A 22,635-nucleotide genomic window follows, 5' to 3' on the forward strand; every position below is an offset into this window, starting at 1 on the left:
GGGGTAGGAAGTTAAAAATGGGGAGAGTTTCTCTAAAATTTAACGGTGGGGGTCCCTTGGGGTGGTGCGAAGGGGGTTAGGGGTCAGGGACAAAATTTGGAAGGGTCCGTAACAACATAGGGCACTTCTGACCGGAAATGGAATTGGCCCTGGCTGGGGGATCTTTTTCCCCAGTTACCGGCAGTTATCAAAAACTCCTACCTGGTTTATTTAGTTTTGGCTTAACTTTTAAGTAGTCCTCACCCCGGACCCCTCTCCCACGCTGCGGGAGAAGGGAGTTGGGGAGTGAAAGCAGTTTTCCAAAGTCACTATTCACTGGATCAGGTACGGCTATAAGCTTCTGTAGGGATTCAGGGAAATAAAACCCACATTTCCCCTGCCCGACGTGGGAAGGGGGTCAGGTTAATTAAAAAGATACCCTTGAAAAGGGTAAGGGGAGTATTTCTTCTTCTACTTACTATGTTGATACAGATACAATTCTTCATCGGGTATTTGACAGAGAGGCTTCCAGGTTTTACATTAAGTGGTAGGAGGTTTTTTACTATGAACATGAAAGCCAAATCTTCCCTCTGGTATATTCTGGGAGCTCTTATTTTTTTATTTTTCTTTGAATATCACCTGCTGACACCCAACGTTCAGCAGATATCCTATAGTGACTTTAAGAGCCTTATACGAGAGGGAAAACTTAAATCCGTAGTAATCGGTTCGGATTTTATACGAGGGATTTCCAAGGAAGATGCAAGGACACAGAACCAGGGGAAGATGTATGTTGCAGTTAAAGTCGAAGATCCTAAACTGATAGAAGATCTGGAAAAAGCCGGGGTCCAATATTCGGGTCAATATGAAAATCCCTGGATCCGAGATATTTTATCTTGGGTTGTTCCCTTAGTCATTTTAATAGCCATCTGGGGTTATTTTTTCAGGAGGATGGGAAACGCAGGGACCGGAATTCTTTCCTTTGGAAAAAGCCGGGCCAAGATTCAGAGTGAAAATAAGACCGGAATTACCTTCAATGATGTAGCCGGATTACATGAGGCCAAGGAAGAACTCAAAGAAATTGTAGAGTTTTTGAAAAATCCGGAGAAATTCCAGAGGCTGGGAGGGAGAATCCCGAAAGGAGTCTTACTGGTAGGTCCTCCTGGTACCGGAAAAACCTTATTAGCCAAGGCTGTAGCCGGGGAAGCCAGTGTTCCTTTCTTTAATATTAGCGGATCGGATTTTGTAGAGATGTTTGTAGGTGTAGGGGCCGCACGGGTTCGGGATCTTTTTGCACAGGCCCAGGAGAAAGCTCCCTGTATTGTTTTTATCGATGAGCTGGATGCCTTGGGTAAAGCCAGGGGGATTTCTCCCATTGGCGGGGGCCACGAAGAGCGGGAACAAACTCTCAATCAACTCCTTGTAGAAATGGACGGATTCGACTCCCGAAAGGGTGTTATTATCATGGCCGCCACCAACCGTCCGGAAATTTTAGACCCTGCTTTGTTGCGACCCGGGCGATTTGATCGTCATGTTGTGGTAGATAAACCGGATCGTAAGGAACGGGAAGCCATCTTAAAGATCCATGCAAGAAATGTCAAACTTGCTAAAGACGTAGATCTCAGCATTATTGCAGCCAGAACCCCGGGATTTGTCGGAGCCGACCTGGCCAATATTGTCAACGAAGCAGCTCTGTTAGCCGCCCGAAAGGATAAAGATGCCGTCGAAATGAAGGATTTTGAAGAAGCCATTGATCGGGCTATTGGAGGTCTGGAAAAAAAGCAACGGGTTTTAGGTGATCAGGAAAGAAAGATCGTCGCTTATCATGAAGCGGGTCATGCCTTAGTGGCCGCTTCCGTCGCCCATGCAGATCCGGTTCATAAAATCTCCATTGTCTCTCGGGGGATCGCAGCCCTGGGTTGGACCTTACAACTGCCTACGGAGGATCGGTACCTGATGACCAAGTCGGAACTTTTAGACAGAATGGCGGTCCTCCTGGGAGGGCGTGCCGCTGAGGAATTGGTATTTCGGGAAATCTCGACTGGAGCCCAAAACGACCTTCAAAAATCTACCGATATTGCTCGAAGCATGGTCATGGAATACGGCATGAGCGAAAACCTGGGTCTTCTGACCTTCGAGAAAGACCGAAGGTCTCCGTATCTGGGGGTGAGCGGACTCGGCTATGGGCGTGAATATGGAGATCGGGTAGCCGATGAAATCGACCGGGAAGTTAAACGGATCGTGGACGAAACTTATCAACGGGTCCGGGATATCCTCCAGAGAAAATACGAAAAATTGGAGACTCTGGCCAATGCACTTCTGGAAAAGGAAACTCTGGAAGGGGAGGAACTCAAGGCCTTATTAGCCTAAAGAGAAGAAAAGAAAACCAGGATAAACACTCCCCTCTATCCGTAGGCGTCAGGATAAAGATGAAAGGCTTTGGATTTCCTCACTCCGGGGCCCTGCCTCCTAAGTTATAGGTATTCAGTTCTTAACTCTTTTAACCTGACGCCGGACCCTTTAACCTCCTCTCTTTCCTCCTCCAAAATGCAAAACCAGGAAGAAGAACAGGAATAGTACTGTCCTGGGCCTAAACAGGAAGATGATCGTTTTACCTGTTGACAACCCTATCCCAAATGAGATATACAATCAGAATAAAACTAAGTCCTCTTATTGAATCTGCCTTTAAACAATTCAGCGAGGGATAGGGTTCCATGAGCGATATAGTCAAAACCCCTGCTTCGAACCCTCAAAGGGAGGTCTACGGTCCTCTGGACAGGTGATCACGACCGGCCTGGTCCTGTTAAGGGTAAACAGGGTCAAGTCGGTGAAATTTACCTGGTGGTTATGAAATCCGGCACCCAACGCATAAAACAAAGATTCGTTCCCTTTATCCTCTTACTTCCAGCGGTAACCCTGACCGTTCTATTCCTGATACTTCCTCTATTTTACCTGGTCATGATGAGTTTCACAGAGGGGTCCAGCTTTTTCTTTGAGCAAAAATTTACCCTGGATAATTACAGGGAACTGTTCAGTCGCTATCGAGGGGTCATCCGAACTACTGTGTTCCTGGCCTTGGCTTCTGCCATAGTTGATCTCCTCTTAGGTTATCCCTTTGCCTACTTCCTCCAGAGCCGCTTTCCCTATAAAGACCTGGCCCGGGCCTTGATAATCTTTCCCCTCTTTGGAGGGCTGTATCTGGCCTTTGGTTTATACTATTTGTTTTTACCTAAAGGGGTTCTTTCACCCCTTTTAGAAAGGCTAGGGATTAATGTGTTATCCCTCCTCTACTCAGAGAGTTCTGTTATTCTTGGCATGGCTATTTTAACTTTTCCGTTCATGGTTGCAAATATTATGACAGCCCTTCAGAACATCGATCCTATCTTAAAAGAAGCTGCTTTATGCTTGGGGGCCAGCCGGTTCAGAATTTTTTGCAGAATTACCCTTCCCTTGACATGGTCTGGTATGGTAGCCGGGTTTTTAATGTGCTTCGGTTGGAACCTGGGAGCCTATGAAATACCTCTATTCCTGGGCAGCCAGGCCGAACAGCAGGTGGTCTCTATTAAGATGTATCAACAGGCTCTGGTCATGTCCAATTATGGACTCTCTGCAGCACTGGGCATGGTTGTCATGGCCCTTTCCTTTTCGGTAACTTATCTCTCCCTGAGATTTTCCAAAGGAGCCTTGACATGAATCCGTCTGTTGTAATCTCGGGTTTTAAAGGAGCAGGTGTATGAGCCTTTCGGGGATCCCTTTAGATCCGCAGATAAAAAGCGAAAAGGAGAGGGAGGGAAAGGGAGAAATCTTTTACGTTTCCACACCTCCCCCCACCCATACTCCCCTACCTGGTCCTTATCTTCCAAAGATCCAGACCTTCTTTCTTAATGAACTGGCCTATCTTTATGTCCTATTTTGTCTCTTGATCTCTGTCATGCCCTTTGGAGTCACCCTCTGGTATTCTCTCTTGACACGGGGTAAATCTCCAAAATTAACCCTGGCAAATTATCAATATGTCTTTGGGAGTTTTCTCGATTCCCTTCTACTCAGCTCAAGGGTTAGCCTTGTAACCCTTCTTTTTAATTTCCTCATCGTCATTCCAGCCGCTTATGCCCTGGTACGTTGTGAGTTCAAAGGAAAGAAATTCGTTCTCACGCTACTGAATGTACCCCTTTACTCACCGGCTATTATTCTGGGGATCGGTCTGCTGCTCATCTATCACTTTACTTATGGCCTCTATAACTCTTTCTGGGGCCTCTGTTTTGGTATGATGGTGGGAACTTTTCCGCTCATGCTTATGCCGGTTATGGTCGCTCTAAAGGACCTGGATAAGGTTTACGAAGAGGCTGCCCTATGCCTGGGTGCCAGTCCGCTCTATACCTTCTTTAAAGTCACACTCCCTCTGATAGGCCCCGGCATTAGTGCCGGGATTATTTTGAATTTCGTCATTGTCTGGAACGAATTTCTAGTTACCTTATTTATCGCAGGTCCGGATTATATCACGGCACCTTTAAAAGTCTATAACCAGATCCTCTGGTTTGGGTACCAGAACACCACCGCAGCCCTGGCCGCCACCTTGCAGATCATTTCTTTTCTGGCTTTGATGGTCTACTTTAAATTGTTTGGATCTCGCTTTTTAAAGGGAAGGTTCTTTTAATATTTCTCAGAGGGTAATCCCGGTGACGGTTCCTATCTTACATAATGGGCTATTAGACAAAGGAAAAAGAGGCGGTGTATTTCTATGCAAGACTAAATATCAGGCGCTGTAAATCCTGCAGGAGTTGTAATACGAGATGGTATTTTGGTAATTGACGAAATAAAGCAAATTAGCATTTCGTGCCGACCGGGGCAGTTCTTCTAACTACGGCAGGATTTACGCGACGCAAAGGATCAGGAATGGCTTCTGTCAGGTTGGTTAATGTCACCAAAAGATATGGAGAAATTGTAGCTGTGGATCGAGTTAACCTGACCGTTGAAAACGGGGAATTTATAACCCTTCTAGGTCCGAGTGGGTGTGGGAAAACAACCACTCTCCGGATGATTGCGGGACTTGTGGAGCCTAGCGAAGGGGAAATCTATTTTGATGACGAACTGATGAATGCCGTACCGGTCAATCGGCGAAATGTTGGATTTGTTTTTCAAAGTCACGCTTTATTCCCCCATATGACCGTGCAAGAGAACCTTGCGTTCGGGTTGAAAGCGAGGGGATTTCCCAAGCAAGAAATCAAAAAGAGGATCCAGGAAGTCCTCCATCTGGTGGAGATGGTGGGATTTGAGAAGCGTAAGCCGCATCAACTGAGTGGTGGTCAACAACAGCGGATCTCATTGGCTCGGGTTCTCGTGGGAGATCCCACGGTGCTACTTTTCGACGAACCCTTGAGTTCCCTGGATTTCAATCTACGGAATACCCTGAAGTTTCAAATCAAAGAGCTGCAGCGGAGAACCCGAAAGACGGCCATTTATGTGACCCATGATCAATCCGAGGCTTTTGCTATCTCCGATCGGATTGTCGTCATGGATCGCGGCCGAATTCAGCAGATCGGAACCCAACTGGACATTTACCTGAGGCCCCAAACACCCGTTGTAGCCAACTTCATAGGCTCCCATAATTGCTTCCGGGGAATTTTAACAGAATGGGAACCGGAGAGCGGCTTGGGGGTCCTTGATTGCGAAGGCCTGCTCCTTAAAGTGAGGATGTCAGAAGGTTACTACCCTAGAGCAACGCAGGACTCTACACCCCATCGGGTTTTGGCCTACTTGCGTCCGGAAGAGATAGAGATCCTCGATCATCCCGAAAATGAAGCCTATCTAAATTGTTTCCGGGGCCGAATTCAACAGGTAATTTTCGAAGGTTCCACTCTCCGTGTCTATGTAGAGGTAGCCGATCGTATCCTGCAAGCCGAAGTAAGCGGAAAAAAGCGGTTGAGCTTCTTCGGCAAAGAAGGACTCAACGTTTATATCGGTTTCAGCGATCTAACCCTGATACGGGAGAAGGAATAAGCCGCAAAGGGCTCCGAAAAGTAGACGTATAAGAGTTTCCCTACGCTCAGAGCCCTTTGTGGATAAATTATTGGAGTCTTTGTTCATAATACTTCATCCAGCTATCCATATGGGTACCCACAAAATTCCAATCCACCGGCTTATACTGCTTTTGCACGATCTCCAGAGAAGGGTACATGGAAGAATAGGAGGGTTTAATCCAGTCCGGCAAAAGTCCTTCATAGTGAGGGCCTAAAAGCCCCTCGTGAAATTCTGCCCAGGGACCTTTCTCCAGTTTCCAGCTATCAGGAGGAACTTGCCGTTCATCGCTCAGTTCAAAGTTGATAAAAATCTGAGCCAGCACCGGGTGTGGGGCGTTTTTGGGAATCCAGGCAAATCCATTAGCCATGGCCTGTCCCGATTCCGCGTTCAGAAAAGCTGTGGATTCATAACCCTCTAAAAATTCAAGGCGAGCCAGGGAGTTCCAAAACATAACGGCATGGACCGCTTCGGACCGTAGGAGTTGTTGCATCTCGGAGCTGGAAGTAGTGTATTTCACCACATTAGGACCGATTTTATCCACCGCAAAGTCAATAGCTTTTTTCATATCTTCATCCTTTTTATAATCCCCACCCAGAGACCAGCAGAGCCCGATTAGAAAACCCGCCGCAGTGATATCTCCCGGCTTGGCTAATGTCAGCTTCCCCTTTAACCTTGGATCTGCCAGATCTTTCCAGTCCTTGAGAAACCCTGCCTTGTCTTTGTTGTAAACGATACCTGGGGAGGCAGTTGCTTGAAACGCCACGGCATTGGGTGCATAAACGAATGAAGGTAAGACATTCTTCAGGTTGGGAACCAGATCAGAGGGTAAAAAAGGCTGCACCACGTCGTGGCTCAAGGCTTCATGGTAATAATTTTCCTCGATGGCCAGTACATCATAGGGAGCCGGATTTCCGGCCTTTTGTGCAGTATATAAGTTCGTCAGGTAAGTCCCCGGTTCTTGTGTACCCAGATACTTGATCTCTACCTCAACCCCATATTCTTTCTTGACATATTCTTTAAATTTATCCACCAACGTGTCATTGGCCGTATAGGTCCAATTCCCGACAATTACCTCCCCTTCTTTTTTTATTTGCTCAATGAGCTCCGCCCGGGTCAGGGTTTTATCCAGAATGGGAACTCTAATCTGATCTTCGGCTCCCTGAACCTGTGAAGAGAAGACTGAAAAGGCCCCCATCAAGAAAAAGATCCAGATGACCCTGGAGGAAAAAACGCGTTTCAGTCGGATAGTATGGCGTGTAGACTCTAACATAGCAGGACCTCCTTTACCGAGACCCGTTTTTATCGATAACCAGAACGGAGTCCGGTTCGATGAAGACAGTCTCTTTGGCTAATCGTTATCATTTAATCTCTCTGGGTATTGGGAAATCTTCGTACCTTCCTCCCCGCCTCCTTTCCCCCACAAGCGGGGGAAGGGGGGGATAGAGATGGGGCTGGATTTCCACATTTTTCAGATAACCTGTATAAAAGATCGGACCCTGCAAGTTTCAAGTGATTCGGTTATGATAAAGATTCGAGTATCCGATAGTGGAAGAGAAAGCGGGAAGGTAAAAGGCCGTCGCATTAACCTTTCTCTGCCAGATATTTATACCGTTCCCTTAATACAGCCTTTTGGACCTTCCCTGTAGCCGTTGTTACCGGTAAGGTCTCAACAAATTCTACATATTTGGGTTTTTTGTAACCGGCTAAACGGGTTCTTACATAGTCAATGACCTCTTCTTTGGTCAACATAGCCCCTTCTTGAGGAACTACAACGGCCAGGACCGATTCACCCCATTCCCTATCCGGTATTCCGATTACCGCTACGTCTTTGATTTTATCGTGTTGTCGTAGCAGTTTTTCTATCTCGACCGGATAAATCTTTTCTCCCCCACTGATAATCATATCCTTTGACCGCCCGACAATATAGATAAATCCCTCCTCGTCGTATCGCCCCAGGTCACCGCTATAAAGCCAACCTTCCCGGAGGGTTTCAGCCGTTTTTTCCGGCATGTTCCAATACCCTTGCATAATGGTAGGACCCCTGGCGATAATTTCTCCTACTTCTCCCACGGCTACATCCTTTCCTTCCTTGTTTACGATACGGACTTCCACCAGAGGATGTGGCTTTCCCACCGAGTTGATCTTAGCCTGGTTTTGCCGGGTTAGCCGGCAGAAAGTCAGAATACAACCCGCTTCGGTCAGGCCATAGGTTACATAGACGTCTGCATGAAAATGTTGTAGGATTCCATTCAGGAGATCGGGAGGAAAAGTATCAGAAGATCCCAGGCAGCGTTTAACGGAACTCAAATCATAGTTCTGCAAGTTTGGTACTGCAAGCAACCTCCGCCAGACGGTAGGAACACAAAAAATATTGGTGACCCGGTATTTCTGGACCATCTCCAGAATATCCTCGGGATCCGGTCGGTCCAGGATAATAACGGTAGCTCCTACCATAAAATGGGGTAATAGAATACAATCCGGACCCCCGGTATGGAACAAGGGATAGAGAACCAACCCTCGATCTTCCTCTACGTTTCCGGTCTTAAGGGCCCAGGCCAGGGCGTGGAGATAATGGTTTTTATGGGAAAGTACAGCCCCTTTTGGAAATCCTGTAGTTCCACTGGTATAGAGAATAATATGCGGATCGTTTTCATTGACTTTCACAAGGGGTTCCTCATCTGATTGTAACTCCATAAGTTCTTCCAAATAGGGTCCCATAGGGGGATTTCCATCAGATTTCTGAGTTTCCGGGTCTTGATAGTAAAAAACCTGCCGGACGCTTTGCAGGTCAGGAAGGATAGGAAGGACTGTTTCAGAGAAATTCCTATGAACAATAAAAACCGAACTCCCTGACTGAGTCAGGGTATATTGAATTTCACTTCCTTTGTACCAGAAGTTAACCGGCACCATGATCGCCCCGATTTTTGCCAGGGCAAAATAGATCATCACATATCGGGCTGAATTCCTTCCCAGAACTGCTACCCGGTCCCCTTTCTGAACCCCTGATTGAAGGAGAACTCGCGATAGACGGTTTACCTGGCGATTCAGCTCCTGATAAGTCCAACTTTCTCCACGAAAAATCAGAGCCACCTTGTTTCCGTACATCTCCGATTTAGCATTCTTACGCAGGATATCTCCGAGAAGCATGTTTTAACCCCTGGTCTACGATCCGTAATTCTTGATTTTGAACCACGGATTCAGGATGAGGGGTAAAAGAAAAATTTAAAGAAATGATTTTCGTAAATTGGAGGCCCCCAACCCGGTATCGGACGAATCAGCGATGGGTCTGGGATAAAACCCCGGGAATAACCTGCCGGGCATCAGTACCTTGGAAGGGTCTTCACTTATGCTTAACTTACAGAGGACGGTTTAGCTCCCCTCTGGACTGGCCTCTAATTTGACATTGAGGGTCAGAGACTTCCCGCCCCGGATGATGCCCACAGAAATTATCTCACCAACCCGTTGCTGGCGGATGATTTGAGTAATATCATCGGAGTTTATTATTTTCTCGCCGGCAATTTCGGTAATAATATCGCCCCCCACCATAATTTTACGACTCCCCAGTAAGTAAGCTTTATTTCCCCCCTGGATACCGGCTTTATCGGCAGGACTCCCCCGATAAATCTGAGCAACCATAAAACCTTCCTGAACGGGTAACTTCAAAATTTCTGCAATTTCGGGAATAATAGTCAGGCCACTGGCCACTCCCAACCAGGGTCTTATAACCCTTCCCTGGGTTATAAGCTGGTCTGCAATTTCTTTAGCCGTATGAATGGGAATGGCAAAACCAATACCCTGGGACCCTCCGGATCTGGAATAAATGGCGGTATTGATACCGATGACCTCTCCCCTGGAGTTGATTAGAGGGCCACCGCTGTTCCCAGGATTAATGGAGGCATCGGTCTGGATCACCTGACGGACTTCTGCATTTTCACTGATTCGGAGTTGTCGGTTCAGGGCGCTGATCACACCGGAGGTAACCGTTTGGTTAAATCCAAAAGGATTTCCAATAGCAATGGCCCTTTGGCCGACACGAAGTTTACGGGAATCTCCTAAAGTCACAGGACGTAGTTCGGGACTGGGGGGGATTTGAATCACCGCCAAATCGGTTCCTGGATCCCGACCTACCAGTTTGGCAGGAACCTTTTTACCATTCGCCAGGGTTACCTCTAAAATCCTGGCATCTTCGATTACATGGTTGTTGGTCAGGATATGCCCCTTGTTATCGATAATAAATCCAGATCCCTGACCTTCTCGAGGTACGATATCCATCCAAAAGTTCAGTTCTAGAGTGGTTGCTGCAATATTAACCACAGAGGGAGAAACCCGCTCATATACTTTAATCACGGTCTTTTCACTCAGATCTTCATCGGGAAAAGAACTATTTACTTCGGAAACCCTGGACTCTTCCAGAGGAACTTCCCTCGTAATTTCTGAAGCCGTCGGTAAGAGTTTTGTTATTTGACCGGACTTTAAATTCTCATAATAGGTCACACCCACAAAGACCAGGATACCACTTATGAGGCCGCTTAACAGAGAGACAATAATATAACGGTACATAAGAATTTAACCACAAAGGGACTTTGGATTACGACAAAACCCCGGTCTTTTCATCGCCCTCCCCCTTTATTTTTTTCTATCTATCGTGGTCCAAAATGCCTTTGTGTCTTTGTGGTTGAATTCTTTAAATCCTAGATTATTTAGAATAATCTATCACTTCTGCCTCTTTAGGAACTTTAAAGTCAAATACACTATCTGCTACGTGGGTATTGAGCTGGATAGAATGGAATTCAATGGTGGTCGTATCTTCATTGTTCTCTAAAAGCTGAGTCTTAATTGGAAGCCAGAGGTCCTTATCAATCCAGAGGGTCATCTTGGAAAAGTAAGATGAGAGGTCCTTATTCTTAGGGATCAGTTCCAGGACGTACACGTCTTTTTGATTCACCTTATCAGCCCCGATTAAATTTACCTCATAGGAGTCTCGGATTTCGGCGGTCGTAGAACCAAATCCTAGAAGAAGAGATTCCGTCTGGGCTTTATCTTTGAGATTAACCTTTTGAACTTGTTTAATTTTAGGTGAGTATAACCAGGCAATGCCTTTATTGATAGTCAGCTTGTCGGAACTGGGTTTTTCAAACTCCCAGAGCATTTTCCCGCCTTTTTTGTAGGTCACTTTTCCGCTGGACTCGACCTTATCGTCAAATTGGGTAAAAACCTTAACCTGCCAAAAATCTGCTTTAAAATCGGTAAGATTTTTACCGGCCTGTTCCATCTGATCCAGAACATAGGAGAGCAGAGCTGCTTTATCGTCAGCATCCGGCTCTTTTGACTTCCCAGAGATCTGGGCAAAGGCAGGACTCACCGTAAACAAAATTAAAAAAAGGATAATAATCATCAAGTTCTCTATCCTCCATTTTACTTTAGTCATTGATAATTTGCCCATCCCGCATTTTAATAATACGATGGGCCTTGGACGCGACTTCTCGATCATGGGTAATTAAGACAATGGTTTGACCGAGTTGTTTATTCAAATCCATGAACAACTTAAGAATTGCAGCAGAGTTACCGGAGTCCAGGTTGCCGGTAGGTTCATCTGCAAGTACCAGGCTGGGTTTATTAATAAGGGCTCTGGCAATAGCGACCCGTTGTTGTTCCCCAATGGAAAGTTCGATAGGTCTATGATGCGATTTATTTTTCAAACCGACCAGGCTTAGCATATTCAAAACTTCTGATTTGCTTATGCCGTTACGAATGCCGTTTATTTTTAAAGCCATCTCAACATTTCCAAAAGCTGTCAGGGTTGGAAGCAAATTGAATCGTTGAAAAACAAAACCGACTTTCTCTCGCCGGATTCTGGTTAACTCACAATCCCTGGCCTGGGATAAATCCATGTCATCCAGAATAACCTGGCCAGAGGTGGGATGCAGCAGGCCTCCCAATACGTGGAGGAGGGTTGATTTACCACATCCTGAAGGTCCCATAATGGCTACAAACTCCCCTTCCTGAACTTCCATATGGATACCCCGAAGAGCCGGAACGATAACCTTCCCTATCTGATAATCCACCTTGAGGTCGATGGCTTTTAAAATCGTCTTCATACTATTCATATCTGAGAGCTACGATAGGGTCTAATTTCACGGCCCGGAAAGCAGGATAAAAAGAACCCAACAGACCACCCAAGGTCCCTACGAGCCCAGAGATTAAAATCCAGGAAAGCGTAATTTCGATGTTGAGAAGGGGATAAAAAGTTTGAATAATCTTTTTCGCCGCAAAAGCTAAACCATAACCGACCAGGACGCCCGCCACGCAGAGCAATACAGACTCCAGAATAATATTACCCATGATAAACCCCTTGGAGGCACCCATTGCTTTCAAGATTCCTATTTCACGGGTGCGTTCCAGAATCGTTGTATACATGGCCAGAAGGATAACTAAAAAACTAATGAACAGGGTTGCAGACGTAATTCCCATGAGCAACTCATTTAGTCCCACAATGTTCTCCATCATGGTTTCTACAAAGGTTTCCAAAATATACGCTTTTAAACCTTTTACCTGCTGTTCGATTTCATTGGCTACCTGCTTGATTTGACTTAGAGATTCTGCCTTCACAAAAAATAAAGAAACCCGTCCTTCTTCATCCATAGCCTTTTGAAGGGTTTCCAAAGGCATAAAAATTCTGGCTCCGACACCGGCCTTACTGATTCCTACTATAGTATAGGAAGTACCCAAAAGATCTAAAGTGGATCCCACATCTAGATGATGAGCTTCTGCCAGTCGACTATCTACCACAATCTCTTCCCCTTGTTGGACCATGCGCCCTTTCAAAATTTCCAGATGGTTTCCAACCTGATTAAAACTCTCAGGTTGTATCCCATAAACGAGATTAATACTTCCCTGGATCGATGCCGTCCAGGTTATAACTGGAGTCACCGCCTTGACCCCAGGAACAGCCTGAATTTTCTCCTGTAACTTGATGGGAATGACCCCACTTTTTAAACCCAAAAACACAGAAGAATCTGCGCGCTGAACCAAAATATCTGCACCAATATTCTCGATCCGTCGGGCCGTATCGTTTACCGTGCCTTTCGCCATACCGATCAAAATGAGCAACATGGTAATACCCAGGGCAACGGCGAGGATACTAATCAGGCTGCGAACCCTCCGCTGTAAAATATTGGATAAAGGTAGATTAGCCATAACATGGCGGGCAGCAAGGGGTGAGCAGGGAGTATGAGACCAACCGATGGTCATTACAGATCTTATCTTGTAGTTTCTTCCTATTTTTTCTACCCACTACCCGCTGCCTTTAATTCTCTAATTCGACCACCTTATGATCCTTAGGTAAAGAGAAGGTAAACATCTTGGGATTCAAATCGGTATTGATTTCAACCTCCCGAAAGATTAAAGCTACTTCAATGCCTTCCCAAGGTCTTTGAATCGTCACCCGATAAGGGAACTGGATTTTTTCGACCTTTTCATAGTTGTCGTAGGTAACATCACCGACCAACGCACTTTTTTCATTAAAAGATTGATAACGTCGAATCCTCAAAGTTTTATGCTCAATAAATATACGGCGCCGGAGATAATATCCAGAACCTGCTTCCCCCCGATCCCCTATATTAAGAATGTAAGCCCCCGGTACGACTTCCATATAAATAAAGTGGGAGGTCTCCTCAGGAGTTATTTCTTCAAGGAGTAAGGCATCTACCAGGTGGTAGGGACGTAATCTGTAAAGAGGATTTTCCTGCTGGGTATTTGAACTCCGAGGGTGATTCTTCCCTACAAAGACTTCTCTTTTAGATGGAATATAAAGCCAAAATTGGATTCCATCGGAAACCATTGTAAAAAAAGTAGGTAGTAATTCTTTGAAGCTTATCAATAAAACCTTATCCGGACGTTCAACAGCCAGCTTGGCCTGAATACTTTGTTTTTTTTCTGCACCTACACTTTTAAAATCTATAAAGATAGACGATTTTAAATTATAAATAGACCGAGCTTGTGTATTAACGATCGAGATTAATTTATCGAGGGGAACCTCCTGGTAGTCTTTAAAAGTCTTGATTTCTTTCAGAGAGGTATTTTTTGAACTCGCACAACCCAAAACTCCTATCCAGGTAAAGATTAAAAAGCTATAAAACAACCCGATATTTTGGAATTTTTTCATTTTAAGATCATGGGGCAGATTCGTTTTTCAAAGAAAAGGGTTTCTCAGCTTCATAGTTCTTGATAAAACTCTTTTTCCTACATAAACCGATTTGGTATATTTTTAACATCGTCCCATGGATTGTGTCAAGGGATTTGCTATTTCAATTGACAATCTTTAAAAAAGTCTTAACAATGAATCCCATGAATTCTAAGATACTTCCTTATGTTGTTTTGCGGCCCGGTTCGAAAAATCGCTTTTCGGCTTATCGTATATACTTTCTGGGCTTTTCTCAGCGGGGTAAAGTTTTTCTCTTAGGGGTCATTTTAACAGGAGTTTGCATGGGTTGTACCGTCCCACCTCCTGGTCCCATTACACCGACCAATACCCCTCCGGAATTAAGCGATTTCATTTTTCCCAGTCTGTACCGGGATATTTTTTTGAATAAAAATATCTATTATTTTCCAGGAGCCAGGGTCTCTTATAAAGACCCGGAAGCTAACCTGAGTCAGCTTATTCTTACTTTCCGACAAGGGATTACTTCCAGCTCTCTCATAGGTCAGGTGGTTACCTATTCTACCACTGGGACCCTGGCCCTGAACGGATTTGTAAGAAATATCGGAAGTCCAGGCCTGGATGTCTTCTCCCCCGGTACGGTTACGGTGAGCATTCAGGCTATAGACCGTGCAGGAGCTCGAAGCAATGTGCTAACCACGACCTTTGTACTATTGTAAGTGGAGGAAATCCAAGATGAGATTCCCTGAAGAAATTATCCAAACCTATCCCTACCCTCTGGCCGTATCTGCCAGTCGGGTAAACAATGCAACCCAAAGCATGGAGGAGTATCTATGCCTGGTTAGCCTGTTTGAAACGAGTTTAAAATATCTCGCTTCTGTGAGTTTAAGTCATTATCTTCAGGATGAGATCGTAGATGAAGGGATCCAGGAACAGTTAAAAAAACTATTACGCCCGACCCCAGGAGCATGGAACGATATTTTGCGAGCCTGCATACGTTTTTATACCCATACCCTTCATAAACCTTCCCTGATATCTGAACTATGTAAAATATATACGACCCGACTACTCCATCGAGATCCTGGAACTCAGGAAATACTCGTGTGGTTTCGTTTCATGGCTAAATACCTTAAGGAAAAGGAAAAAGTAGTCCAGAAACATGTTTCCCTACAGCAGGTTTTAGACCTGATGGTTCAATACCATCACAAAATCTGGGGTCATAGAGTTCAACCCCTTACCCCTAAGTTTTGCGAAAAACATGTGGAATACTTTCGGACCGGCATGCAGGGAATATTAAAACGAATAGCTTTTTTGACCCGTTATCCACTACGATATATTAAAGAAGTCCGGCAAATCAAGGATCAGAATTGCCATATCCTGTTCCATTATATGGGGGTAGCGAGGCGACAAAGTGAATGGTATACGGATTTAAGTATCCCGGAAGGAAGGTTATACCTGTGTGATGAACAAGGGGTACCCGGATTAACCCTTTATCCTTTATGTGTTATCTATCACGGTCATGTTTACATGTTAGAGTATGATAGGCAAGAGAAGGGCCTCCGCTATAGAGATTGTGAGACGGGAGAATTTTTGGGGTCGGCTTCGCTCTCTCGTTCTTCCCTTTTCCAGTTGATAGGTACTCCTGCCAACAAACTGGATGAGTTAGAATTACCCGTTCCACCAGAGCCAGAGGAGGATGGACTGGAGATCGATGAAACTCCCTTCAAACCTTTCCTGGGTGAACTACTGGCCCAGTTTAACGAGGAAGGACGCCAGGCCCTGGAGATGGCATTGGGTGAAGCGCTCCGTATCGGTCACTTCTGGTTAGGAGTTGAATTTTTACTCATGGCCCTTTCCAGGCAAGATGGGAGACCTCTGAGTGATTTGTTACATGGAATAGGACTAAGCCGAAGCCATTTCCGGGGTGTGCTGCGGGGTGTGGTGGGCATTGCGACCCGTGAAGATTGGAGTCAAATGAATGCGATCGCTTTGGGGAGAAAAGCTCTTCCTAAATTAAAAGAAGCCAGGCCTACAATCATGAGGAGGGGTTTTAATTCTGAGGATAAACCCTTCCCTGTGATTACTCCGCGGATGAAGACTGTCTTACAAGAGGCCGTTCAGTTGGCCGGAAATGGGAAAGCCGGGCATATTCAATTGTTATCTGCAGCTTTACAGCATACCCAATGCCTGGCCGTTAATCTGTTGTTGAGGCAGATAGCCGAATCCGGTCAGGATTTGAAAGAATTTCTCAACTGGGTTAAACAGCTTGCAAACCATGGAGATCGTGTACCCAGTAAGATCGTAAAATCTCCTATAGAATTGCCCAAACAAGGGCCAGGACCCAATGCCCGTGCCTCACAATTACCTCTACCACCTCTCCTGCGAAATAAAGGCCTGCTGGATAGATATGGACGTGACTTAACTGCAGAAGCGCGGGCCGGTAGACTCCACCCGGCTATCGGGGTAGACGGAATCCTACGACGCCTGAAACGTATTTTGATCCAGCGAGAGAACAACAATCCTTTACTCATCGGGGAACCGGGGGTAGGTAAGACGGCCATTGTCGAAGGATTAGCCTACGAATGGGTCTATCAAGGTTCAGAATTACCAGAATTGTCCGGTAAGCGTATCGTTGAGCTTTCGATCAACGGCCTGATTGCAGGTACTAAATATCGGGGCGAACTGGAAGAACGGATTGAGCAGATCCTGGCAGAAGTCAAAGCGGCACCCGATGTGATCATCTTTATCGACGAAATTCATACCGTTTTGGGTGGTGGGGGGGATAGCAGCACGAACCTGGCCAATATACTCAAACCGGCTTTGGCCAGAGGTGAATTTCCCTGTATCGGTGCAACGACCATAGCCGAATACCGCAAGTATATCGAAAAAGACCCGGCCTTGAGCCGACGTTTCGAAACCATCGTGGTAGAAGAACCCAGTATGGAAGATACCATAAAGATCTTAAAAGGTCTTCAACAGGGCTTTGAAGACCATTATGGGATCCCTATTACCCAAAGTGGGATAGAGGCTGCGGTTCGGCTTTCAGTTCGCTATTTACCCGATGAGAGGCTACCGGCCAAGGCGATTAAACTTCTGGAACAGGCCGGAGCTTACACCAAACTTCCCTCATTGATTGATCTGGCGAGGGCAGACCGGGAAGAAATAACCCCCTCTCGCTTTAACGAGGTCAATGAAGATGTAATTCGTTACCTGCTGGCGCGAAAGACCGGAATTCCCCTGGAACGGTTAATGGGGGACGAGCTGGAGCGTATCAAAGGTATTGCAGAGGCGCTTCAAGCCCAGGTCATTGGACAGGATGAAGCCATCCAGGCCGTCGCTCAGGTTATTAAACGGGCACGAGCCGGATTGGGGAATCCCCTTCGACCTATTGGAGTATTTCTTTTTGTAGGACCAACCGGGGTTGGTAAAACCGAATTAGCCCGGGCATTGGCCGGTTTTCTCTTTCATAACCGCGAAGCAATGATCCGCCTGGATATGTCAGAATATATGGAAAAACATCAGGTCTCCAGACTGATAGGTGCCCCACCCGGCTATGTAGGTTATGAGGAAGAGGGTCAACTCACGGGCCCGTTACGGTTGCGTCCCCATAGCGTCGTTTTATTGGATGAAATGGAAAAGGCCCACGAAGAGGTTCATAACCTCTTCTTACAACTCTTCGAAGAGGGCCGCCTGACCGACTCCAAGGGACGTACGGTGAGTGGTCGAGAAGCCATCTTTATTATGACCTCCAATGTCGGTTCAGAGGTATATCGCCAACAATCTATGGGTTTCCTCCCCAAGGAAAAATTGAGCCCGGAATGGCTCAAAGAAAAACAGGCCGGGATCGAAAAAGCACTCCGTATCAAATTTAAACCGGAGTTCCTCAATCGCATTGATCGGATAATCCACTTCAATCCTCTTACCTTGCCGGACGTCATCCGTATCTTCCAGTTGCAATTCGTGTCGATCCAGAAGCGATTACTGGATTACCATGAGATTCAACTCAAAATTACACCGGAAGCGGTTCAGTATGTCTGTGAAGAAGGCTATGATACTTTAAACGGGGCCAGACCCCTAACCCGCGCCATGGATAGGCTGATTGTCGAACCGTTAACCGATTTGATCCTGGATGGAAAAATTAAGGCCTACAACACCGTTACCATTCACTATGACGGTTCACAATTGACCTTTGAAAAAGGGTCGATCCCTGTAGAGATTCTGTGAGGAGCACTAAACTTATTTTAGAATTGCTTAATGGACCCCTGGACGGATATAAAGTTACCCTGGAAACCGAGACTTTCTGGAGCGGGAAAGGGGAAGGTCCTCTGGTTTTCCCCTGGGATATAGAACTGGGTAATCCCCAGGCACGCTTCTTTTTTGAAGAAGGAAACTGGTGGCTGGAGAGCCTTCCTGCACGCCACGGGACCTATCGCCTGAATCGAGAAAACCCTGAACGTATCGAAGGGAAAGTTAAACTAGAAACAGGAGATATCTTGAAGGCCAGTGGAACCTGGTTACTGGTAAGTCAGATTAAACAAGACTAAAAAATTATCCCAAAACTCCTGGAAATTAAATCGATAGGGATAATCCCATTTCCGTATTGGGACGCAGCATAACTGGTAGAAGCAATTCCAGGGGCATTGAGCTCATACTAGGTCGACATTGAAATAGAATCGAAAGGACCAGGACAACTCCTCCCTCTTTGCTTTCAATAGGGTACCTTTTTACTAAATATAATAACTTATTTACTAGATCAAGTTGTCATGCAAGCTAACCTGCGTTAAGCTCCTAGTAGGGTCCAGAACGTGAGACAACCTTGAACCTTATATGGATCCTGATTGATCAACGGTTGAATTGTTAGAATTACTTTCTCAGAGTATCTGTTTCCATTTAGTAGGTAGCGGAATGATTCATTTCCTTCTCGTTCCCAGGCTCTGCCTTAATGACATTAAGTTAAGGGTTCAAGGCCCCCTTACATTCCCCCGCATGCGGGTGAAGAGGGGGGGTGTCCTGCTAAACAAGGTTGTCCCTGATGAAGCTTTGGAATTTTAGACAGGATCTGTTGGACTGTAAACAGGACGTTCCTGACGGAGCTAAAGGTTCTTCAGTCTTACTCTTTGTTCTTAACTTAACGGCCTTGAGGTTCTGCCTGGGAACGAGGGGGCTAGCAAAAATTATCCATTACCTACCAAACGGATACAGATACCTTTCTGAGAGAAATACTTGACAGGAAAATTCATTTATGAAATAACACATATGAATTCCTTCGATCCGAATTGATTTAAAGTATCCGGACCATTAAATGCATATAGGAGTGTATCCTATGGAATATCGCTTTACCATCAAAGAAATGCCTGAAGATGAAAGGCCTCGAGAGCGGCTGGCGAGTTTCGGACCTGAAGCCCTCTCCAACCATGAACTTCTGGCCATTATTCTTTCGACCGGATATAAAGCAGGTGGAAGGACTTACACGGCGCTGGAACTGGCTACGCAACTCCTGAATCATTTTGGAAGCCTGAAAGAATTGGCTAAGGCAAGTTTTGAAGAACTGTGTAAACTTCCCGGCGTAGGTCCTGCCAAAGCCTGCCAGATCAAAAGCGCCTTTGAACTGGGAAATCGTGTAGCCTTGTCGGGTGGGGAACCCAAACCTGTCATCAAAAGACCTCAGGATGTGGTTCAGTATTTTAAAAATCGAATGAGCCTGCTCAAAAAAGAGGAGTTCGTTGTAGCGATTCTGGATACCAAGAATAAGCTGGTTAAAGATGTGGTAATCTCTCGAGGGACCTTAAACGCTTCCATTGTCCATCCTCGGGATGTTTTTAATGTAGCGGTAACCCACATGGCCAGCGCCCTCATCCTTCTCCACAATCATCCTTCCGGAGACCCCTCTCCAAGTGGAGAGGACATCGAAATTACCCGACGATTGGCCGAAGTCGGAAAACTGATGGGAATTGAAGTTCTGGATCATATCATCATTGGAGATGGAAACTACGCAAGCCTGAAGGAGATGAAGCTTTTCTAAATTCTAACATCCTCTCTAGGGTTACCTGCAAGACAGTCTTTTTTAAAGCGAATTTGTTATTTTTCTTTCATTTCATGGACCCCTTCCCAATCGGGAGGCGGTGGATTTAACTTATAATTCTGACAACGTTCCAGGAAAAGCTTACAGGCTTTGTCTTCCGTTTTTATCTTTAAAGCCTTCTCAAAACAGAAGATAGCCTGATCCCAGTTCTGGCTTCGATATTCTTTCAAACCGGCCTCAAAGGTTTGGATGAAATCCTGGACCTCTGCAGAGAGAATCCCCTCTCCGATTAATTCGTAGATGGTAACGGGTTCCATCTTTCCTTTGACCGTAATTCGATCTAATTCCCGTACAATAAAAGGAAGACCTTTAATAAGTTTATAGGTATTCTCACTCAGGATAATGTTGGTTCCATACTGTTTATTGACCCCTTCCAGCCGAGAAGCTAAATTGACCTGATCTCCAATGATGGTATAATCGAACCGACTGTGGGAACCCATATTTCCTACCACCACTTCACCGGAATTGATGCCGATCCCAATATCCAGAAACGGATATCCTTGGGCTTTCCATTGGATCCGCATTTCTCTTAATTTAGTCATCATATCGAGGGCGGTCTTACAGGCACGAACGGCATGATCTTCCTGGGGTAAGGGGGCTCCAAAAAAAGCCATGATAGCATCTCCCATGTATTTATCCAGAGTCCCTTTATAGTTCATGACAATATCGGTCATAGGAGTAAGATATTCGTTGAGAAAATGAACAAGTTCTTCTGCATCCAACCTCTCAGACAGGGAAGTAAATCCGCGAATATCTGAAAATAGAACCGTCAGATATTTCCTTTCACCACCCAATTTAAGCCTTTCAACGTCTTCCAGGAGTTCATCCACAACCGCCGGGGCTACATAGTGTTGAAAAGCGTTTCGGATTTCCCTTTTACGACGCTCTTCTGAAAAGTATTTATACGAAGTAAGACTCGTATAATTGATTACTATTAATAGAAAAGGGTAGGTAAAGTTTAACCAAACCTTTGAGTAAATGAATGCCCCATACACGAACCCGGCCAAAAGGGCTATACAAAACAGGGTCAGGACAATTCCGGGTGCTAACCTGAATCTGGGGAGGAGAAAACCGATTAAGAAACCCACACATAAAATAACCAGACCATCCCAAGCAATGGCGATTCCAGGTCGGGTTAGAAAATCCCTTTGAAGAATATTTTCAATAACAGTGGCATGGATCTCAACCCCTGGAAACTTGGCCTGAAAAGGGGTAGGATGTAAATCCTGGCTGATATCTCCGGTCCATCCCAGCAGGACAATTTTATCTTTCACATCTTCAGGACGAATTTCTTTTTCACAACGTGCATCCAGGGGTTTTCCGGTAATACGCTCACAGAGAATGACATCGGCCAGGGAGTAGTAATGAAACATCCCTTCAGGTCCGTAATAATTGATCAGAAGCCGTGCCTGTTCATCTACCGGTATGACAATATCTTTCAGTAGAATACTATCTACTTCACCATACCTTCCCTCTGTAGTTTCACGGATATAAATAATCGGCTGTGAAGCGTTAGGATCCAGAGCAAAGCGGGCTACTTCTAAATCCAGAGAAGGATAATAATTTCCTTTATACTCCATCAGCAAAGGGACCCATCTACGATTCCCATCCACGTCTGGAAATACATTAAAATGTCCGAAGCTTTTCGCTGCACTGGAAAATCTGGGGATATTAAGCTCTACTTCCACTCCACGTTCAAGCTTTAGAGGAGGACGTACAGCCGAGCGATAGCGTAGGATTCCGTACCTGGTACGGGACATAAGCTGCTGATTGGCTTCAGATTGCTCAAGTGTAACCTGTTGGGCATCGTTTGCCGAGAGATAATAGGTCCCTAAAATGGCGTTACCGAAACTCTTGAGAGCCGCTTCCAGTCTGGCATCGTAGTCGAGGTTGATCTCTAACTCCTGGAGATGTTTTAAATAATCAAGATTCGGGTTACTTCCCGCCTTTGAAAGGTAATCCGCTTTAAGGGATTGAATAGCCTGGAGGGCCGCATTTTCACCGGTGGTCGAGAAACTTACATCGAATCCGATAATCCGTGCACCTCCCTGAGTCAGGATATGAATAAAATCCGCAATCCAGGCTCTTCCGGTAGATTGCCACCTCCCTAATCGATCATGGGTTTTTTCATCCACGGCAACAATGAGAATATGATTGGTAGGCGTTCGGGGACCTCGTAATTGAAACCTGAAATTGAGGGTATAGGCCTCAATGATATCCAGCAGATTCAACCTCAAGAACCGGTAATAGGAACCTTCTATCCTGGGCAAAACATATAGGAGTAATATAAGGAGGGTCCAAATCAAACTTATGAAAAAGCCCATACGTCGACCTTCTCCACTTTGTCTTTTCTTTTTTCCAGATTTATCGGTTTTATCCGCCATATCTAAAGGTTCAGGTA

16 protein-coding genes are annotated in these 22,635 nt (G+C 45.5%); 8 read left to right on the plus strand and 8 right to left on the minus strand.

Annotated features, from left to right (window positions below):
- Positions 1-543 precede the first annotated feature (543 nt).
- The 4 genes from ftsH to VNM22_05760 all read left to right on the plus strand — a co-directional run bounded on the left by ftsH (position 544) and on the right by VNM22_05760 (position 5,973).
- A complete protein-coding gene (ftsH, locus tag VNM22_05745) occupies positions 544-2,346 on the plus strand; it encodes an ATP-dependent zinc metalloprotease FtsH (protein ID HWP46645.1) in 1,803 nt (600 codons plus the stop codon).
- Between the two features lie 477 nt (positions 2,347-2,823).
- Complete coding sequence (locus VNM22_05750) at positions 2,824-3,669, plus strand: ABC transporter permease (GenBank protein ID HWP46646.1); 846 nt, start codon at positions 2,824-2,826, stop codon at positions 3,667-3,669.
- A gap of 40 nt (positions 3,670-3,709) precedes the next feature.
- Positions 3,710-4,630, plus strand: a complete 921-nt coding sequence (locus VNM22_05755) for an ABC transporter permease subunit (protein ID HWP46647.1) — start codon at positions 3,710-3,712, stop codon at positions 4,628-4,630.
- A gap of 179 nt (positions 4,631-4,809) precedes the next feature.
- Positions 4,810-5,973, plus strand: coding sequence for an ABC transporter ATP-binding protein (locus VNM22_05760; protein HWP46648.1), 1,164 nt, complete (start codon positions 4,810-4,812; stop codon positions 5,971-5,973).
- A gap of 67 nt (positions 5,974-6,040) precedes the next feature.
- On the opposite strand, the gene VNM22_05765 is transcribed toward VNM22_05760, so the two are convergent.
- From VNM22_05765 to VNM22_05795, 7 genes are all read right to left on the minus strand, one after another.
- Positions 6,041-7,264, minus strand: coding sequence for an extracellular solute-binding protein (locus tag VNM22_05765; protein HWP46649.1), 1,224 nt, complete (start codon positions 7,262-7,264; stop codon positions 6,041-6,043).
- A gap of 311 nt (positions 7,265-7,575) precedes the next feature.
- Complete coding sequence (locus VNM22_05770) at positions 7,576-9,141, minus strand: long-chain-fatty-acid--CoA ligase (GenBank protein ID HWP46650.1); 1,566 nt, start codon at positions 9,139-9,141, stop codon at positions 7,576-7,578.
- A 222-nt stretch (positions 9,142-9,363) separates the two neighbouring features.
- On the minus strand, positions 9,364-10,554 hold the full coding sequence (locus tag VNM22_05775) for a trypsin-like peptidase domain-containing protein (GenBank protein ID HWP46651.1): 1,191 nt from the start codon (positions 10,552-10,554) through the stop codon (positions 9,364-9,366).
- A 136-nt stretch (positions 10,555-10,690) separates the two neighbouring features.
- A complete protein-coding gene (locus VNM22_05780; GenBank protein HWP46652.1) occupies positions 10,691-11,389 on the minus strand; it encodes an outer membrane lipoprotein carrier protein LolA in 699 nt (232 codons plus the stop codon).
- Positions 11,390-11,414: 25 nt separating this feature from the next.
- Positions 11,415-12,092, minus strand: a complete 678-nt coding sequence (locus VNM22_05785; GenBank protein HWP46653.1) for an ABC transporter ATP-binding protein — start codon at positions 12,090-12,092, stop codon at positions 11,415-11,417.
- A 1-nt stretch (position 12,093) separates the two neighbouring features.
- Positions 12,094-13,245, minus strand: a complete 1,152-nt coding sequence (locus VNM22_05790; protein ID HWP46654.1) for an ABC transporter permease — start codon at positions 13,243-13,245, stop codon at positions 12,094-12,096.
- A 55-nt stretch (positions 13,246-13,300) separates the two neighbouring features.
- The gene (locus VNM22_05795) at positions 13,301-14,158 is read right to left on the minus strand and encodes a DUF4292 domain-containing protein (protein ID HWP46655.1); all 858 of its coding nucleotides are present in this window, start codon (positions 14,156-14,158) and stop codon (positions 13,301-13,303) included.
- 320 nt (positions 14,159-14,478) lie between these two features.
- Between VNM22_05795 and VNM22_05800 the strand changes: the two genes are divergently transcribed.
- The 4 genes from VNM22_05800 (at position 14,479) to radC (ending at position 20,174) form a co-directional block, all read left to right on the plus strand.
- On the plus strand, positions 14,479-14,871 hold the full coding sequence (locus VNM22_05800; GenBank protein ID HWP46656.1) for a hypothetical protein: 393 nt from the start codon (positions 14,479-14,481) through the stop codon (positions 14,869-14,871).
- Positions 14,872-14,887: 16 nt separating this feature from the next.
- Entirely contained in the window at positions 14,888-18,376 is a 3,489-nt protein-coding gene (locus VNM22_05805; protein ID HWP46657.1) for an ATP-dependent Clp protease ATP-binding subunit, read from the plus strand.
- The gene (locus tag VNM22_05810) at positions 18,373-18,696 is read left to right on the plus strand and encodes an FHA domain-containing protein (GenBank protein ID HWP46658.1); all 324 of its coding nucleotides are present in this window, start codon (positions 18,373-18,375) and stop codon (positions 18,694-18,696) included. Before VNM22_05805 ends, VNM22_05810 begins: the two co-directional genes overlap by 4 nt.
- 779 nt (positions 18,697-19,475) lie before the next feature.
- On the plus strand, positions 19,476-20,174 hold the full coding sequence (radC, locus tag VNM22_05815; protein ID HWP46659.1) for a DNA repair protein RadC: 699 nt from the start codon (positions 19,476-19,478) through the stop codon (positions 20,172-20,174).
- Positions 20,175-20,230: 56 nt separating this feature from the next.
- Here radC and VNM22_05820 read toward each other — a convergent pair whose 3' ends face one another.
- Positions 20,231-22,618 (minus strand): adenylate/guanylate cyclase domain-containing protein, encoded by a 2,388-nt coding sequence (locus tag VNM22_05820; GenBank protein ID HWP46660.1) that lies wholly within the window; start codon positions 22,616-22,618, stop codon positions 20,231-20,233.
- Positions 22,619-22,635 lie beyond the last annotated feature (17 nt).

The sequence above is a fragment of the Candidatus Limnocylindrales bacterium genome (assembly GCA_035559535.1).
Lineage (GTDB): Bacteria > Moduliflexota > Moduliflexia > Moduliflexales > JAUQPW01 > JAUQPW01.